Origin of the sequence: Bifidobacterium sp. ESL0704 (assembly GCF_029392075.1) — a bacterium.
In the GTDB taxonomy this organism is placed as follows: Bacteria; Actinomycetota; Actinomycetes; order Actinomycetales; family Bifidobacteriaceae; genus Bifidobacterium.
In genome coordinates this window covers 279,090-296,921 of sequence record NZ_CP113929.1, presented here as the reverse complement: position 1 = coordinate 296,921, position 17,832 = coordinate 279,090, and the positions used below count along the sequence as shown (strand labels likewise).

The window sequence follows — 17,832 nt, the reverse complement described above, 5'->3', positions numbered from 1 at the left end:
TGCACGATAGCCGCTACACGACAAATCGCCGCGCACCGGCTCAGCTTTGGCCAATCAACTGCAAAGCGTAAACCACACATCAAGCATTGCCGCGTCAATAGCCAAGCCTGCATACCTGCCCTATAGGCCACACGACCAATCCGTCAGCAGATTATCGGCATCAGCCTGAATCTGCCGCCATACCTCATCAATCGGCTTTGCCGCGTCAATGACCTTGAAACGCGAGCGCTCGGCCACCGCCAGATCAAGGAATGCCTGACGCGTGCGCTGCTGAAACCCGTCGCCGGCCGATTCCATGCGATCTTCGCTGTGCTCAAGACGGTCGTGCGAAACCGCAGGATCCATATCCAGCAGATAGGTGCGTTCCGGCAGCAGGTTGTTCGTCGCCCACAGACTCAGCTTGCGCACTTCCTCTTGCGTCAGCTCCCGTCCACCTGCCTGATAGGCCAGCGACGAATCGATATAGCGGTCGGAAATGACCACGGCCCCACGAGCGAGTGCCGGTCGGATGATTTCGGCCACATGCTGGGCACGGTCGGCAGCGAACAGCAGCGCCTCGGTACGCGGTGCGATATCGCCGCCATGCAGCAACAGCTGTCGCAAAGCGACCCCCAACTCGGTACCTCCCGGCTCACGGGTGACCACAACCTCGCGCCCCAGCTCCTCGACATAGTGCTTCAGTCGCTCGACCTGCGTGGTTTTACCCACCCCGTCGACGCCCTCAAACGAAATAAACACCCCGCTCATAATCCTCAATCCTGCCTAAAACGATCTGTAAAAACGCTCAATCCGTTGCATCAGAACCCCATATTCTTAAGTCCGAACAAATCCAGATCTCCAGTTCAACCTGCTTTCAATATCTATCTTATGTGTGCATCGGATTCTATCATCGATCAAAATAATGGTCTCCGAACGTTCTGTCCCAAGCGCCGACGATAAACACATACCTTCGGGCCAAATCATTACGAATCTTCTTCAGGATTTTCGGCGGAATCTTTCCCCTATTGCGCGCCAGCACCACATCGCCGTCTGCGCCCAGCACAAACTTCGCCATATCCCTGTCGCACCCTTGCGAAACATGCACATGAACCCCGTGGTCTCCATCGTGAACGTTGAATGAAATCTCGTAACCTTTAATAATAAATTTTTCAGTCATCGCCGAACTCCCGATCGTCTTCGCGGGAGCCTTGCACCAGGTCATAATTCAACTTGTAATAATTCAAGAGAAAAGGCATGAAATCATCGGGAAAATTCGAAGAAAGAACATTTCCCTTGTTGTCGAAGACCGCCTTGCGGCCATAATCGACTTCGGTAATCGTAACGGTATCTTCGGTATAGCCCAGCCGAACGCCGTCCATCTCAAAAAGATCATCACATTGCATTTCGCACCTCCTTTCCTCCTGCAATACCGCCAATTGTAGCGGAAAAGCGGGAGGACGAGAAGCACTGCGAACATGGCCAGGACGGTTGGGAACCTCTGTATTCTCGGGTCTGCATTGACCGACTAGCCTTCGCTTACCAGTAGACCTACGCTTGTCGCTATTCGATGCCGTTGACTCTGCCACATTCCGCTCCTTCCGTTCACTCGAAATCACCATTGATTCCATAGAAGCACAAAACGCAAGATTACCGCGGCAAAACAGGGCACTGTGGTCGAATGATAGGGGTTATCCACATTTGAGGCGTGTCGCGGTTTATGCCGAACAGTTATCCACTTTTCTGAAATAACGGCTATCGATTATCCACATTTAGCAAATATCGGATGCAACAATCCTCAATAACCGATAGTGGGCATCAGTTCCCACAGCCCTTTGCAATCAGCATGCATCCCAACATGCAAAGAGCCTTTCCTGAACACAATCGGAAAGGCACAAGACAAGTGTGGGCACGAATTTGTAATCTTTGTCCCGCTTCTTGGAGAAAAACGATTTGAAATATAACGCACGAAGATAAAACCCATGATTCTACTCGGCTCTTCACAACGTCGCCATATCGCAATGTGTCCCGCTCTGAGCAAACAGAAACGGGACACATTCGAGCAATCAATAAGACCTGCCGCTACTTCTTTGCGGGCGTTTTACGGGTCGCGGTTTTCTTGGCGCTCGTCTTGCGCGTGGTCGTTTTACGCGTCGTGGTCCTGGTCGATTTCTTGGCGCTGGCCTTGGCCTTGCTCGTCGTCTTACGCGTCGCTGTCTTGCGACGACCACGGCGCTTGGACGGACCGGCCGCGCGCTTCTCGCTCAACAGCTGGAAGGCAGTGGCCGGGTCGATGGACTCCGGGGTGTACTGCTTGGGAAGCGTGCGATTGGTCTCGCCGTCGGTGATGTAGGCGCCGTAGAAACCGTCCTTGATGGTCACGTTCTTGCCGTTTTCCGGGTCGGCGCCAAGCTCGCGCAGCGGCGGTTTTGCCGCTCCCCTGCCACGCCCGCGGCCATATTTGGGCTGGGCGAACAGTTCCTTGGCCTTCTCCAGGTCGACGGTGAACAGCTCCTCTTCGCTGCCGAGCGAACGCGTCTCGGATTTGCCGTCCGCGCCCTTCTTAGTGAGGTACGGGCCGTAACGCCCGTTGGACGCGGTGACCACGGCCTCGCTGGTCTCGCCGGTTTTGGCATCGGTCTCGTCGTATGTGCCGACTTCGCGCGGCAGGCTCAACAGCTTCAAAGCATCGGCGAGCGTGACCGTATCAGGGCTCATCGTCTTGAATAGTGACGCCATCTTGGGCTTGGCAACCGCGGACTTGGCGGTCTTCTTGGCGCGGGTCTTGGCAGCGGGCTTGGATATCTTGGAACCCTTGCCATCGGCGGAATCAGCGGCATCCCCGGCCTTTGCAGCCTTCGCCGCAGCAGCCTTGGCCTCGTGTTCGGCCTTCATCTCCGCCTCGGCCTCCGGCGAAATCAGCGCGACATACGGTCCGAACCGACCGGTACGAACTTCAACAGTGCCGCCGGTCGCGGGGTCACGCCCGAGCACGCGCGGCCCACCGGCATTGTTCTTGATGAGCTCGTGGCCGGACTCGACGGTCAGCTCGTCAGGAGCCATCGTTTCCGGAATCGAGGCACGTTTGGAATTGCCCTCAGCGTCCAGATTCTTCGTATCCTCGAGATAGGGGCCGTAACGTCCGACGCGCACCTGCAGGCCGTCACCGATCTCGATAGTGTTGATGGCGCGCGCGTCGATGTCGCCGAGCTGCGCGACCTGCTGTTGCAGGCCCTCATGCGCCTCGTCCTGCGATTTCGCCGTACCCTTGCCGTCACCGAAATAGAAACGGGTAAGCCATTCCTTGCTGGTTTCCTTGCCTTGGGCGATCTTGTCAAGCCCGTTTTCCATATCGGCGGTGAACTGATAGTCCACATACTTCGGGAAATTCGTTTCAAGCAGCTTGGTCACCGCAAAAGCCAGCCAAGAGGGAATCAGCGCGCGGCCGCGCTCGTAGACGTAGCCGCGGTCGATGATGGTAGAGATGATGCTGGCATACGTTGACGGACGGCCGATCTCCTTGGCCTCGAGCGTCTTGACCAGCGATGCCTCGGTATAGCGGGCAGGGGGCTGAGTCTCGTGGCCATCGGCGGTCACCGACGTGGCGTTGAGCACCTCACCGGTCTTCATCGGCGGCAGCGCCGCGTTCTCTTCGGACTTGTCCGATTTGCCGGAAGCCTTGGAAGTCTTGGCTTTCGCCGTGGCAGCAGACGAAGCGCCAGAAGCGGAAGTCGACGACGATCCCGAAGAACGACGCGGCCAGCCGGAGGCCTTAAGGAATCCAGGGAATTCGATGACGGTGCCGGAAGCCTGGAAAATCGCTTCACCGCGCTCACCGGCAGGTGCGGAAAGCCGCACGGTGGCGGTGAAACCGGTGGCATCGGCCATCTGCGAGGCAAGCGTGCGCTGCCAGATCAACGTATAAAGCTTCAGCTGGTCCGGCGGCACCTTGGCGGCCAGTTCGGACGGATCATGGAACGTCGAACCTGCGGGACGGATGCATTCGTGCGCTTCCTGCGCACCGGCCGTCTTGGTGGCGTACTGCTTGGGTTTGTCCGAAAGATACTCGGAGCCGAAATGCTCGGCGACCGACTGGCGGGCGGCGGCGATGGCCTCCTGCGAAAGCGTCACCGAATCGGTACGCATATAAGTGATAAAGCCGTTTTCGTAGAGTCCCTGCGCAGCCCTCATGGTCTGACGCGAGCTCATCGAAAGCCGGTTGCCGGCGGCCTGCTGCATGGTTGAGGTGGTGAACGGCGGCACCGGACGACGGTGATACGGCTTGGATTCCATCGACACCACGGTGAACGGCGCATGCTCGAGCGCAGCCGCGATGGCCTTGGTCTGTGTCTCATCAAGCTGGCAGACACCATCCTTTTGCGCGGCAGCGGTCAGCTCACCGGTAGTGGTGAAATCGCGGGAATTAGCCAAGCGGGAACCGCCCAGCGAGACCATACGCGATTCGAAATCGACATACTCACCCTGCGCGTCAGGAGCGGAAAGCTCAGCGATGACGTCCCAATACGGCGAGCGCACGAACGCCATACGTTCCCGTTCGCGCTCGACGATCAGACGCGTGGCCACAGACTGCACGCGCCCTGCCGAAAGCCCCGGGCCGACCTTGCGCCACAGCACCGGCGAAAGCTCGTAGCCGTAAAGCCTGTCGAGCACGCGACGCGTCTCCTGGGCGTCGACCATATTCGCATCGACGTCGCGCGTCTTGCCCACGGCTGCCTTGATGGCGGTGGGGGTGATCTCGTGGAAAACCATGCGATGCACCGGCACCTTGGGCTTGAGCGTCTGCACCAGGTGCCAAGCGATGGCCTCACCCTCGCGGTCCTCATCAGTCGCCAGGTAGAGTTCATTGGCATCCTTCAGCGCGCTTTTGAGCTGCGCGACGGTTTTCTTTTTTTCTGGCCCCACAATGTAATACGGCTCGAAACCGTTGTCGACGTCCACGCCGAAACGTCCGAATTTCTCTTTCTTGCTGGCCGGCACCTGGCTGGGTTGCGCCAGATCGCGAATATGGCCGACGGAAGCCATGACCGTATAGTCCTTGCCTAGATATCCGCCGATTTTCTTCGCTTTGGTCGGGGATTCCACGATGACAAGTTTCTTACCAGTCGCCATAACCGCTCCTTCACGTTTCGAGGTTACGTTTGACATACTACCCACAGCATACAGCGGACAACCACTGTAGCGCGTGGCACAACATAATAATAAGGACTACCATACCGCACCGAACAACCGCGCTCTCACGCTATACCGAAGCGTACCCACACAGGAATAACGGTTTGCGACGCGGCGCCTGGCCGGCGGAATCCGAAACCGCAGTATAATGCGAATCTCGAATCTGTTTCATGCTTGCCGAGCGTCGATTCAACCCATGATGGCGGTACATCAACCCCCGCGCAGAACGATATCTTCCATTGGTCAAATCGTTTATTTATCAGTCCAATGCACAACGTATTCTTTCGATTTAGGGGAAAATATGGCATTTGTACATCAATTGCCACATTCTTATTTACTCGAGAATGGAAGGGAAGAGAATGCGTGAGGGCGCACAAGGCCCGCTCGGTGCCGCTGCGATTATGGTGACACCGATGACGCAGGTGCTTCAACCCCAGTCGAAAAGGAGCGGCCAATAGCACCATAACTCAATAATCCGAGGGAAGGGCCGTGCAACGTCTGCCGTTGTGCGGCCTTTCTTTATGCCTAAACATAAACCAGTTAACAGTACAAGGCCGAACACCGACCTTAAGCACCGAGCTCCAAGCCTCATCACGAAGACAGACGCCACCCGGACTTACTGGCGTACAGCCTCTCGCGTTCTCGATTTCAGACATCGCATTCGACCAATACGCCACGTCAATCGATCCAGCCAATCGATCCAGCCAATCGATAAATCTTCGACCGGCCTGCTGACCGCAAAAATTCCCGGTTCGTCACCGTTATGAAACCGCGCAATCCCCATCAGTTGACGCAGAAAATGCTCTATCATACTGGTGCTCTATCGTCCCCACCGTTACAATGGCAACCGAAACGCTCGAACCCCAAGAATCCAGAGAACAAAGCACAGTGACCAAAACATCAGCGACAAGCAAGAACGAACCGACCCGCCAACCAACGCACGACACGACGTCCGACAGTATGCCAAGCTACGATCAAGCCGAACGCAGGCGCGTCAATCGGCAGATATTGGCTCTGGCGATTCCGACGTTCGGACAGCTTATCGCCGACCCGCTTTTCGTCCTGATCGACACGGCCATCGTGGGCCACATCGGCGACACCGCACTGGCCGGACTTTCTATCGGCTCCACGGTGCTCTTGACCGTAGCCGGGCTATGCAATTTCCTCGCCTACGGCACCACTTCGCGCGTCGGCCAGCTGATGGGAGCCGGGCGCAAACGCGAGGGACTCGAGACCGGGGTCGACGGTCTGTGGCTGGCGCTGATCATCGGAGTCATCATTTCGACGGCATTCTTCGCCACGGCCCGCCCGCTGTGCTCGCTGATGGGGGCTAGCGGCGACGTGCTTAGCAACGCCGTCATCTACCTACAAGCCGTCATTTTCGGGCTCCCCGGCATGCTGCTGGTCTACGCGGCCAACGGCATCTTCCGAGGGCTCAAAAAAGTGCGCATCACGCTGGTCGCCGCCGTTCTGGGGGCAGCGCTCAATACCGCACTTGATTTTCTGTTCGTCTTCGGACTCGGCATGGGCATCCGAGGTTCCGGGTTGGCGACGCTGATCGCGCAATGGTTCATGGGCATTTACCTGGTTATCCCCTCGCTCAAATGGTCGCACGACGCGGGAGCCTCGCTCGCGCCGCGTATTTCCGGCATCACCGCCACAGCAGCCGACGGACTGCCGCTTTTCATCCGCACCCTTGCCCTACGCATCTGCCTGGTGGCCACCGTCGTGCTCGCCACGCACATGGGCACGCAGGTGCTTGCCGCCTATCAGGCCGTCAACTCCAGTTGGAACTTCGTTTTGAACATCCTCGATGCCATCGGCATCTCCGGACAGGCGCTGGTCGCCACGGAAATCGGAGCGAAACGTTACGGCCGCGCCCGCGAGATGACACGGATTTCAGCCAAGGCCGGTTTCTATGGCGGCATCGGCGTCGGAGTCGTCCTCATCATTTTCGGCTTCCTTGCCGCCCCGATGTTCAGCCCCAACACCGCCATCCAGCACCTCATCGTCATCGGAACCATCGTCGTGGCGATTTTCCTGCCCCTTGCCGGCTGGATGTGGGCACTCGACGGCATCCTCATCGGGGCCGGCGACTACAAGTACCTCGCCGTCACCTGCTCGATCGTCACCATCGTTTACCTGCCGCTCGTCCTTGTGCTGAATTTCATCGACAGCACCTGCAATCCCGGTGCCGTCATCCGCATGGTGCTGCTCTGGGCCGTCTTCAACGTCGTCTTCATCGGCGGACGTTCCATCTTCAACGGCCTGCGCGCCCGCGGCAACAAGTGGATGAGGAAGTAAACCTCACACACCCGAACCGGGGTATTTAATACAGGAACCGCCATTTTCCGCCATTGTTTTTTAAATACCCCACTTTGGGTGCGCCACCATCGCAATATCCGCTTACCAATGTCCCTACCTTCGATAGTATTTGTTAGTTAGCTAACGAATTAATTTTCGGGTCGTTTCCAAGGTCCGACCGTTGAGAAGGCAAGTACACAATGACCGATACACCGGACGGACGCCCGGAGAACTATGGACGTCTGCTGCAGCAAGCGTCAAGCAGTATGGGGCAGGAACTCGGAAGATTCGCCGCAAGATACGGGCTTACGGAAGTGCAAATGGCCGTCATCAACTTCATGAGCTCCCAGCCAGACGGTCAAGTGGCGCAGCACGCCATCGAGGAGGAGTTCCACATCCAACGCTCCACCGTCACCGCCACCTTGCAACGTATGGAGGTGCGGGGACTACTCACCCGCGAACAGGCGCCGGATGACGCACGGCGCAAAACCGTTCGCCTCACCGCCCGCGCCACGCGTGACGTCGAGGCCATCCACAATTACATCGACCATGAACAACGCGAGTTCGAGCGCCGCTTCTCACCTACACAAATCACGGATTTCAAGGCCGCACTGGCCTTCTTTGCCCACCAACAAAACGATGACAACGAGATCGAATCAGCGCCTCCTCGCTAATCGAATGGGCTTGCCGATATTCAACAGAATGATCACTGCCGAATACAACCGAAATCATGCAACTTCATATATATCCGTCATAAGTTCAATTTTCGGGCATCTTGGTGCACCAAGCAGCCCCATTTTGGAAGAATGACCCACATTTCTCCAAAAAACAGGCATCTTGGTGCACCAAGCAGCCCAAAAAACGCAAATTAACGACCCAATCATCAAAAAACAGCCATCTTGGTGCACCAAGATCAATGAAATTGGCACTTTAGGCGGCATAGACACCAAATATCCGATACATTCAAGAAAGCCACTATCCATGACATCACATACACCAACAACAACAGCGCCTGCGGACACCGCTCGGTCGCAGGCGCAGCCCTCAAAAATCCCCGGCAAAGTCTTCGGCGCCATCATCGCCGCCGGTCTGCTTTCGCTGAGCGGCGTGACCGTCGAAACCGCCATGAACGTCACGTTCCCGACACTCATGAAGGAATTCAGCATCAGCACCGAAACCGTGCAATGGGTGACGACGGCCAACCTGCTGACCATCGCCATCGTCGTGCCCCTAAGCGCGATGCTCAAGGCGCGCTTCCGCACCAAGTCGCTGTTCCTGGTCGCAAACCTTTCGTTCCTCGCCGGCCTGATTCTCGAAATCGTCACTCCGAACTTCGCGCTTTTGGTCACCGGCCGCGTCATTCAAGGCATCGGCGCCGGCATCGCACTGCCACTGATGTTCAACATCATCCTGGAGACAGTGCCACCGCAGCGCATCGGCCTGATGATGGGCTTCGGCACACTGCTGACCGCTGTCGCCCCGGCCATCGGCCCGACCTTTGGCGGTATCATTGTCTCCAACACCAGCTGGCGCGTCATCTTCGCATGCCTCATGCCCGTCGTCATCATCTCGCTGATTCTCGGCATCACCTGCATCCAGCAAATCAGCGAAATCCGCAAGGTCTCCTTCGATATTCCGAGCATCGTCCTCATCGCGCTGACCTTCGGTGGCCTGATCTATGGCTTCAGCTCCATGACCACCAAGCCGATTCTGAGCATCCAGGTCGGCGGCGCCATCGTCGTCGGGCTCGTCGCGCTCGTGCTCTTCTGCACCCGTCAGTTGAAGATTACGGCCCCGATCATCGATATCCGCACCCTGCGCAATCTGCGCTTCTCCGGCTTCGTCATCGCGTTCTTCCTCCAGCAGGTCGTCTCGCTCGGCCTCTCGTTCATTCTGCCGAACTACCTGCAGCTGGCCGACCATTCCTCCGCACTCGTCGCCGGTCTCACCCTGCTTCCCGGCGCGGTGCTCGGCGCAGCTTTCGCCCCACTTGGCGGGCACATCCTCGACATCGTGGGCGCGAAACCGACACTCATCTTCGGCGGCGTAGCGGCCATTGCGGCAATGACATGCTTCTTCACCTTCGGCCATAATCTCACCAGCGTGGCCGCGGCCGCCATCTATCTGCTTTACATGTTGGGCATCGGCATCAGCTCGGCCAACATCATGACCACCGGCCTTTCGCACTTGAGCGGCAAAGAGCAGAGCATGGGCAACGCCATCTTCAACACCGCCCAGCAGTTCGCGGGAGCAGTCGGCACCTCCATCGCCGCCGCCATCCTCGCCGCCGGTCAGGCCGCCACCTCCGACATCGCGGCAGGCACGGCAAACGGCGCAGTTATGGCCTTCGGAGTATTGCTCGTCGCCCTCGTCATCGAGTTCGTCGATATCCTCCGCTCGCTGTTCTAAACGCACAAGTCCAGCGCCTAATCAATCAGCACATAGCGATAACGGCTGTGATGACGTCATCTATCCGTCATCACAGCCGTTTTATATCCGGCGCTGGCTCAATCCAGCGGTTTAATCTTCAGAAATGCTGATTTCATTATTATGCAATCACATCTGCCAAGTCGAGCACGCTAATAGCCACACGCCAATAGTCACATTCCAGCAATGGTGATATTCCACCATTCTTGGAATCGTACCTACCGCCTCACGCTCAGTCTCCCAGCGCATCCTTGATCGCGCCAACGAACGCGTCGAGGTCGGCGGGCTTGCGCGATGTGATGAGCTTGAAACCGTTGGCATCGTCGACATGGACCTCTTCGTCGACGTACTTGCCCCCGGCGTTCTCGATGTCCGCCGCGATATAGCGGCAGGCGGTCAGTGTCTTGCCCTTCAGCAGATTGGAGTTAACCAGAAGCCACGCGCCGTGGCAGATCGAGGCAACGGGCTTACCAGCGGCAGCAAAGTCCTGCGCAAGCTTTTGCGCCGCCGGATCGACGCGCAGACGGTCGACGTTGCAGGTGCCGCCAGGCACCACCAGCATATCAAAATCGTCGGCGGAAACCGAAGAATAGACGGTATCAGGCTCGACGATTTCGCCGACATACCGGTCATGCCGCACGGTCTCGATCGGCGCGAGCTCCGAGGCAGCCAATGTCACCTGCGCCCCCGCGGCCCGCAAATCGCGCAGCGGCCGGGTCATCTCGGTCTCCTCAATCCCCCAGTTTCGTACGATAATCAGCACTTTCGCATCGCTCACCGATGTAGTCATAATGCCGTCTCCTTATATCTGCCAAATATCAACATTCTCATTGTATAGATTGCATAGAAAAGAGCGCTGAACCCAAACCGAATCGGAAGGCAGAATTCATTATCCTGCCTCCATCCGCGTTCATTGCCCGCATTTGATGCGGTAGAGCGCCCAACCTTTGGCATAAGGACCATAAGAGCTGAAATCACGCACCTTGACGAGCGTGCCGGCCTTCACATAGCCGTCAATCAGATCCTGCCGATGGAACGTATCGTACTGCTGACGGAATGTGAACATCTGCAAGCTCGGCGCCTGCGGGCCCATCGCCAGGAAGTATTTCGCCACCTTGCCGTCAACGGGGCAGGTGGTGGCGGTGAGTTTCGCGGGATCACCGGATTCGAACGACGCCTCGGTAGCCGAGAAGATCGCGCCGTTCTTTTCGTGCATCGCGTTGTAAATCGGATAGAGCATATTGGCATCGAACATCGCCGAACCGTACATGGAGCCGTTGAGCGGGTCGGAAACGATCAACGAATCCTTGCCGGTCAATTTGACGGTTTGCTTCAGTACATCATATTTTGCATGCGTGAGCTGTTCGTTTTCGGGTTTGCCGACCAACACGGTGTTGGACACCAACGACTGCCCCAAGACCTGCCGCGCACTATTGCCGACCTGGCAGGAGACGGCGAGCGCAGCCAGCACGATCATCGCCACCGCTTTCCCGCCGTTGCGGGAGATCCAGGACCCGAAGCCGACCCCTTCAACAACCTTGTCGAACCTCGCAAGCACACATGCCGCAAAGACCAGCAGCGGGATGATGGCGAACGGAATCATCGTCAAAGGCCGGGTTTCCGCGCGGTACCAAGCGGCAGCCACGATATTCGGAAACCAGCCGGTCAGCGAGGTGGAGCAGACATACACGAGTCCGACCAGCACAAACGCTAGAACCAGCGACACGGCATCCTTGGCCATCATGCGCGTCGGCGAGGCGAATCGCGTATTCACCGCACGGCCGCGTGCAGAGAAACGGCCGGAATCATGCCCGACCACCTCATCGGCAGCGGGTTGCGCCGAAATCGCTGCCGATATGCCAGCGCTGCCGTTCCCAGATTGCGCAACAACCGATGTTTTGTCATCGTCTAGGGGGCCATCCTCCGAAATCCCGGCGGAAACGTTGGCATCCACCGAGACGTTGGTATCCATAGAAACATTGGTATCCGCCGAAACGTTTCCAGCCTCTTCGCCGCCCGCCCGGCCATCGAACCTGATCATCACAAGTCTCGATCTGATATCGCGCAATACCACACCAAGGGCCACCACCAGCGCGGCCACGACCGTAACGGCCATGAACCATCCGGACACGCCGCCGACATTGTCGGTGAACAAGACGCGCAGGGCATCCGGCACGGTGCGGTTGGGCTTGTAGGTATGGAACCAGCTGGACGGGTCGAAATAGCGGGAGGAATGATAGTGCCCAATCATATAGAAGAAGAACGCGACCGCGCAGACCGCCACAGCCGCAAGAATACCAAGAATGGCTTTCCATGGCAGGCGCACCAGCATGAACGGGGCCATCAGCAGCAGCCAGGTGAAAGCGATGCGGGGGTGAGCGAAAATGCAGAGCAGGCCAAGCAGTACGGTCCAAATCAGCCATGGCAGGATGTGGCAGCGGCCGGCGATGGCGTCGAAAAGACGCAACGTCGCGTAAAGCCAGAACGGCAGAAGCGTGGTGGCCAGGCCGAACGCAATCAGCGGGCCGGAGACCAGCATCAGGAAAGGATGGCTGGCCGAAGCGACCGCGAGCACGGGCACCATCAGCATCATCGCACACGAAAAAGGCCGCCAGGAAAACGAACGGGAATCGACAATCTCATCCTCATTGCCCTCCTCGCCGCCCCCAACAGCAACAGTCTCGGAAACTGGGGCCGCATCTCGAGACGAAAGCGGATTACGCAACCACGGTTTCCCTGGTTTGCTTTCACGGTTGCGGAAACCCGAAGCGAGACGAACGGAAGATTCCCGTCCACGCCGTCCTTCGACGAATCCGCCATCGACCTTGCGCGTGAAATAACTGGCCCACAGCGAGACCCCGGCAGGCCAGACCAACCCGGAAGTCGCCAGCCAGACGATGTTGAAGGCGGCATAGATGTTGATCCTGATATGCAGCGCGTTGCAGAGGGAAACGAGCGCAGCCGCAAGAAGGTGGAACAGCGGCGGGTAATACGCATCGTTCGGCCACAATCTGGTTGCCGCCCCGACCCCCTGATGCAGCAGCTTGCGGATGAAATAGTAGTGGGCCGGCGCGTCGATTTCCTGCAACGGCAGGTTCCACGCGTCCCAGGTTTTCGGGAACCATGCCAGGACGATGCCGAACGCCGCCAGCACGCCCAGAACCGAACATATCGGCAATGCGGCACGGCCTATGCGCTGTTTCCATTTCGTATTCATTACCGGTAATCCTACCTGCCGGGCAAGGGGTTTATTCGCAGACACCGCAACATATACCAAAATCACAACAACGTGAGATTGAAAGGCGAGGGCCGAACCACGGCCCCAAACCGGAGGATTTCGTGGCGACATCCACTATCCGCGCCTCACCAGCAACATCTCAATGTCGACTTCTACCAGCAAAACGGCAAGGCCCGTGTACGAAGCGAGATTGACGAGCGCTGTACATATCGTTTTCTACATGCCGAGGCGCTTAGCGCACATAAGAAGCGGCCTTTGAAGAGCCGTATCAGAAGAGTCGCTATCAGGAGGGCCACTATCAGGCATCCGCCGCCCTCACCTCGCGACGCCGATCAAACCTCCGCGCCAGCCCCAAAAAGGAAATTCCCAGAAAACTTTCAACATTTCTCTAGGTTTCGTTCGTCTCATCCAAGCTTAGTCACATATACTGGTGTCTGTTGCCCATGCTGCGGCCTAGCATCGAAAAGGTGCAAGCCTGAAAACGGCAGGAAACATGTGGTACCTGATTGTCGCGCTCGGCAGGATAGCTTTCAACGCGGCAAACTACAGGCCTCAGACACAGGAGAAATAGATGTTCGTGCTTACCAATGCTTGGTCTTCAGTGATACGTCATAAATGGCGCAGCATCATGATGCTCCTTGTCGCCGGAATCATGATATTCGGCGTCGTCTTCGCCACCGCCGTATCCGCCGCCAGCGGCAAGGCACATGGTGAAACGTATCAGGCACAGGCGCCGATCGCCGTTATCCGGCCAAATGCCGCAACGGAAAGCGAGCTCAAGGGCGACGACGTTTCCAGCGTGAAGAAATACATGTCCTTCGACGAATACGGAACTTATGCGATGTCGATGCAGCAAATCGGCGTGCAGCAGCCGCAATTCTCCATAGGCGTGTCGTTGCCGATGCGCCAGACCGGCTCGGTCAAGGCCATCGCAGGCACCAACGACGAAAGCGCCAAGAAAACCGGCGGAGAGACCACGCTTTACGGCTACTTCGACAAAGACGGCATCACCATCAACCCTTGGGGCACCTTCAAGACAGCACAGGGGAAATCCTTGAACTACCAAGCCAAAGACGGCAAGAGCGTGCTGGTTTCCGAGGCTTTCGCCCACAAGAACAACCTGCATGTCGGCAGCACGTTCAAACTCGGCAATCCTGAAACGGCCGACACCTACCAACTCAAGGTGCGCGGCATCTACACGTATACCGAACCCGCACCGGCCGGCCACGGCAGCGACGCCAAGCTGGCCAAGGACAATCGCGACAACGCCATCTACGCCGAACCGGCGGTCCTTACCTCGAACAAGCTGCTCGATGAAAAGCCCAAAGGCTGGCTGAATCCACGCTATGATGTCGGCTTCAAACTCGAAAACGTCGACCAGTACAAGGCTTTCGCGCAGGCGGCCAAATCGATGAAACTGCCGAAGGGCTACGAAATCAGCTCCCCCACGCTCGAGCGTTACAACGACAGGCTCAAGCCGCTGGACTCGCTCAACAACGTGATGGGCACAGTCCGTATCGGCCTCTATGCGGGCGGCGGAGTCATCCTGCTGCTCCTCCTCGGACTTGCGCTGCGCCACAGAAGCGATGAGATCAAGATGGACATGATCATCGGCGTCACCCGTGCCCGTATAGGCTGGCAGCTCTCTTTGGAGACCTTGCTACCGATGATTCCGGGACTGCTGATCGGCGGCATCGCCGGCGCACTGGCCGCCAAACCTTTGGGACGCGCCCTGGCTGGAGGAATCGCCACACCTGCCGTATCCGCTTGCTGGACGGCAATGTGGTATTCCATCGCCATCGTCGCCGCACTGGCTGTCATCGCCTTCTTCAGGGGTATTTTCGCAGGCACCTCCCGAATCTTCGATATTCGCGAGACGGCCGGCGATGTCACGCGCATTCCTGCTGCACAGACAATCGAAGAGACCGCCCGCAACACGCAAGACGGCGGCAAAAGCGATAATGCCGACACCGGGAAGCCAAACGGTAACGACGGCAAACCCAACGCCGACAAAATCCACGATGACCATGCATCCGAAGACGATACGGAGGCTCAAGCATGAGCAAGCACACCGATTCGAAAGACGAAACCAAAAACTACGAGCCGGACAATCCCGACAATCCTGACAACAAGGACGAAGACACGAACAACGCCTCGTCATCGTCGACGATCAAATATGACGTCATCTTCGACGATGACGATAACGCGCTTGACCTCGGCGAGCTGGCCTCTTCCGGACAGGGCCCTGACGCTATCGCCTCCGACAAGGACGGCGAGCGCGACCATGACGAATCCGGAAATTCCGATGACGCCAGTAGGGAAAGCGCTGCCGCAGCAACATCGGACTCCACCGACCCCAAGACAGGCAACCACGACTCTCATCAAGATGCCAGCCAACCTTCGTCAACCACGGACAGCAACGCAACTGAGGCTACAACTCAACAACCGACCAGCGAAGAGTCGGCCGAATCAGACAAGCGAGCCAACGAAAGCGACGACAAGGCCATTCCCGACAGCGCAGCGACCTCGAATGCGCAGCGAGTCAACGAAACCCTCGGGCTGGCACTCCAGGCTGAGAACGAGTTGAGCGCACACATTGCGAAGTCCCCCGTTGTCGAACCGGCCACAGCGCTTTCCTCGCGCCTCGACAAAGAGACCATCGCCGAAGCCGACATCCTGCTGAAGCCGAATCCGACCTTCGCGCTCGATCATGTCACCTTCACCAACAACAAGACGGGACGAAACGTCTTGGACAATATCGATTGGGGCTTCTTCGCCGGATCGCTCTACGCCATCACCGGAGCCGATGACGAGCAGCGACGAACGCTTCTGGAGGTCGCCGCCGGATTCTATCGGCCGAATAGCGGCCAGGTCATGGTGAAAAGCCAGAGCCTTCTGGAGCTTGAAACCAACGAAATCCGCGGACACCGCATCGGCCTGATCACCCAACGTTACAGCCTGCGCGACGACCTTGATGCGCTGACCAATCTGACCTTCACCATGCGCGCCTCCGGACGCACGTTCCTCAAGCCGATTCCCGTAGTGGCACGCGATGTATTGAAATATGTCGATTTTGCCGAAGCGGCCACGGGCGTAAAGGTAGCCGATCTCAAACCGGTCAACCAACGCCGTCTGGCCATCGCGCGGGCCATCTGCTGCGAGGCCACCGTCATCCTCGCCGACGATCCGGTCGGCGGGCTCGGGGCCAATGACCGCGAGGCCATCCTCGATCTGCTTTCGCGTATCGCGCACGCTCAGGATCCGAAGCGTTGCGTCATCGTTCTGGTTCCCGGCTTTGGCTCGCAGGCCGATGAGGGCACCGGTAACGATATAGCCGAAGGTACTACTACCGACACTGATACAGGCAGCGACACCGAGGCCGGCAATGACCATGATGGCAGCGACACCGAAACAGCGACAGAATCCGACGCCACTGCCGATACAGACGAATATTCCAGCGAAACGGATTACGAGGCCAAAGCCGACAAGGTCTATTCGCTCTGAATCCAGTCACGTCCCAAGTCGGCCGGCATACAGTATCACAAGTGTTTTAAGTGACTTGCGTTGAAAAGCAGAATAATCAATAGGAAAGCCTGCTTTTCAACGCAAGTCATTTTATAGTCGCGTCCAAAAGCAAACTTTCCCGATACTTTTTCTGCTTTTCAACGCAAACGCTCCTATTGATGCGTTCATAAGCAGGATTCTTTCGTGCTTCTTCTGCTTTTTAACGCGAGACCCCTATAAGTGTGCGATGGAAAGCACGGAATCCGGGCTGTTTTCGCGCTTTTGGCTACATCAACGCGGGAAACCGGCTACGCATCCAGCTTCATGTCGAACTTTTTGGCGAGCGCCGGAATGTCCGGGACGCCGTACTTCCTGACGAGATCCAGCCACGCCCGCTCGTTGTCGGCCCCAAAGCGCCGTGCCTTGCGAGCGTAGGCCTCAGCGGTAAGGAAGCGCGGCGGAATCGACTTGCTGTTGTATTTGTCGGCTACCATCACCACCTCCTGCTCCAGGTTCATTGGCACGTAATCGGCCGGCGGCAAGGGAAGCCCCTGCGCCACTACCTGCTCACGGGTCAGCCCCACGCCCGTATGGTTGCGCGCGAATTGCGCAATGGACTCGTCCACGCCTTGACCAATCAGCCAGTCGTAGCCGCGCAACCCGTGCAGGATATAATTCGGCCCGTCGAATTGCAGCCTTTCGCCGTCCGAACCGTCATGTTTGAGCACGAGGTAGGTGCCGATATCATGCAGCATGGCCCCTACCACCGCAAGGTTCTCATCGAGCAGACGAGGCGGCACCAAGCCTCCGTTCACCCCATCGCTCGGCGGAACAGTTGCCTTGATGACGCCCAGAGCATCATTGTTATTGCGTTTCTGAGCCAGCAGCGCAGGGGTGACATGCGTTTCATCACCGTCACTATTGCCGCCTGACTTGGTGTTGATCTCACCGTTGTCGCTTTCGTCAGAACCGCTATCCCGATACTTTCCGGCGAATTCCGGCGCGTCTTTGGGCAGCGTGCAGCGCCGCACAAACAGGGCGTTCTGCCGCCGAACCAGCTGTCGGGTGATCGTGGCGATGATGACGCAATGGGTATGGATCAGGTCATAGGCGGCCTTGGAGGGCGCGATGGTATGATGCAGCTCGTCCGTCTGAGCAAGCGTAGGAATATATCCAGTCATGGCTTCCATTGT

12 protein-coding genes are annotated in these 17,832 nt (G+C 57.6%); 5 read left to right on the top strand and 7 right to left on the bottom strand.

All coding sequences use genetic code 11. The features are described from left to right. Positions 1 to 120: 120 nt before the first annotated feature. The 4 genes from tmk to topA all read right to left on the bottom strand — a co-directional run bounded on the left by tmk (position 121) and on the right by topA (position 5,106). Positions 121 to 747: a dTMP kinase gene (gene tmk / locus OZX64_RS00970; protein ID WP_277173158.1), complete on the bottom strand. Its 627-nt coding sequence runs from the start codon at positions 745 to 747 to the stop codon at positions 121 to 123. Positions 748 to 886: 139 nt separating this feature from the next. Continuing rightward, positions 887 to 1,156, bottom strand: a complete 270-nt coding sequence (locus OZX64_RS00965; protein WP_277173156.1) for a DUF4160 domain-containing protein — start codon at positions 1,154 to 1,156, stop codon at positions 887 to 889. Next, positions 1,149 to 1,565 (bottom strand): hypothetical protein, encoded by a 417-nt coding sequence (locus tag OZX64_RS00960; RefSeq protein WP_277173154.1) that lies wholly within the window; start codon positions 1,563 to 1,565, stop codon positions 1,149 to 1,151. Before OZX64_RS00960 ends, OZX64_RS00965 begins: the two co-directional genes overlap by 8 nt. Positions 1,566 to 2,058: 493 nt before the next feature. Next, complete coding sequence (topA, locus tag OZX64_RS00955; RefSeq protein ID WP_277173152.1) at positions 2,059 to 5,106, bottom strand: type I DNA topoisomerase; 3,048 nt, start codon at positions 5,104 to 5,106, stop codon at positions 2,059 to 2,061. 1,020 nt (positions 5,107 to 6,126) lie between these two features. On the opposite strand from topA, the gene OZX64_RS00950 reads away from it, so the two are divergent. The 3 genes from OZX64_RS00950 to OZX64_RS00940 all read left to right on the top strand — a co-directional run bounded on the left by OZX64_RS00950 (position 6,127) and on the right by OZX64_RS00940 (position 9,879). Further along, positions 6,127 to 7,470 (top strand): MATE family efflux transporter, encoded by a 1,344-nt coding sequence (locus tag OZX64_RS00950; protein WP_277174917.1) that lies wholly within the window; start codon positions 6,127 to 6,129, stop codon positions 7,468 to 7,470. A gap of 200 nt (positions 7,471 to 7,670) precedes the next feature. Further along, positions 7,671 to 8,144 (top strand): MarR family winged helix-turn-helix transcriptional regulator, encoded by a 474-nt coding sequence (locus OZX64_RS00945; RefSeq protein WP_277173150.1) that lies wholly within the window; start codon positions 7,671 to 7,673, stop codon positions 8,142 to 8,144. Positions 8,145 to 8,451: 307 nt separating this feature from the next. Next, positions 8,452 to 9,879 (top strand): MFS transporter, encoded by a 1,428-nt coding sequence (locus OZX64_RS00940; RefSeq protein WP_277173148.1) that lies wholly within the window; start codon positions 8,452 to 8,454, stop codon positions 9,877 to 9,879. A 250-nt stretch (positions 9,880 to 10,129) separates the two neighbouring features. On the opposite strand, the gene OZX64_RS00935 is transcribed toward OZX64_RS00940, so the two are convergent. Then, positions 10,130 to 10,687, bottom strand: coding sequence for a type 1 glutamine amidotransferase domain-containing protein (locus OZX64_RS00935; RefSeq protein WP_277173146.1), 558 nt, complete (start codon positions 10,685 to 10,687; stop codon positions 10,130 to 10,132). Positions 10,688 to 10,807: 120 nt separating this feature from the next. Next, a complete protein-coding gene (locus tag OZX64_RS00930; RefSeq protein ID WP_348519410.1) occupies positions 10,808 to 13,246 on the bottom strand; it encodes a DUF6541 family protein in 2,439 nt (812 codons plus the stop codon). Positions 13,247 to 13,763: 517 nt separating this feature from the next. Between OZX64_RS00930 and OZX64_RS00925 the strand changes: the two genes are divergently transcribed. Together OZX64_RS00925 and OZX64_RS00920 are read left to right on the top strand one after the other, a co-directional pair. Further along, positions 13,764 to 15,197, top strand: a complete 1,434-nt coding sequence (locus tag OZX64_RS00925; RefSeq protein ID WP_277173143.1) for an ABC transporter permease — start codon at positions 13,764 to 13,766, stop codon at positions 15,195 to 15,197. Next, positions 15,194 to 16,639, top strand: coding sequence for an ATP-binding cassette domain-containing protein (locus OZX64_RS00920; RefSeq protein WP_277173141.1), 1,446 nt, complete (start codon positions 15,194 to 15,196; stop codon positions 16,637 to 16,639). The genes OZX64_RS00925 and OZX64_RS00920 overlap by 4 nt, the downstream gene beginning before the upstream one ends. 308 nt (positions 16,640 to 16,947) lie before the next feature. Here the strand turns inward: OZX64_RS00920 and OZX64_RS00915 are convergent, their stop codons facing one another. Further along, positions 16,948 to 17,820 (bottom strand): HD domain-containing protein, encoded by an 873-nt coding sequence (locus OZX64_RS00915; RefSeq protein ID WP_277173139.1) that lies wholly within the window; start codon positions 17,818 to 17,820, stop codon positions 16,948 to 16,950. Positions 17,821 to 17,832 lie beyond the last annotated feature (12 nt).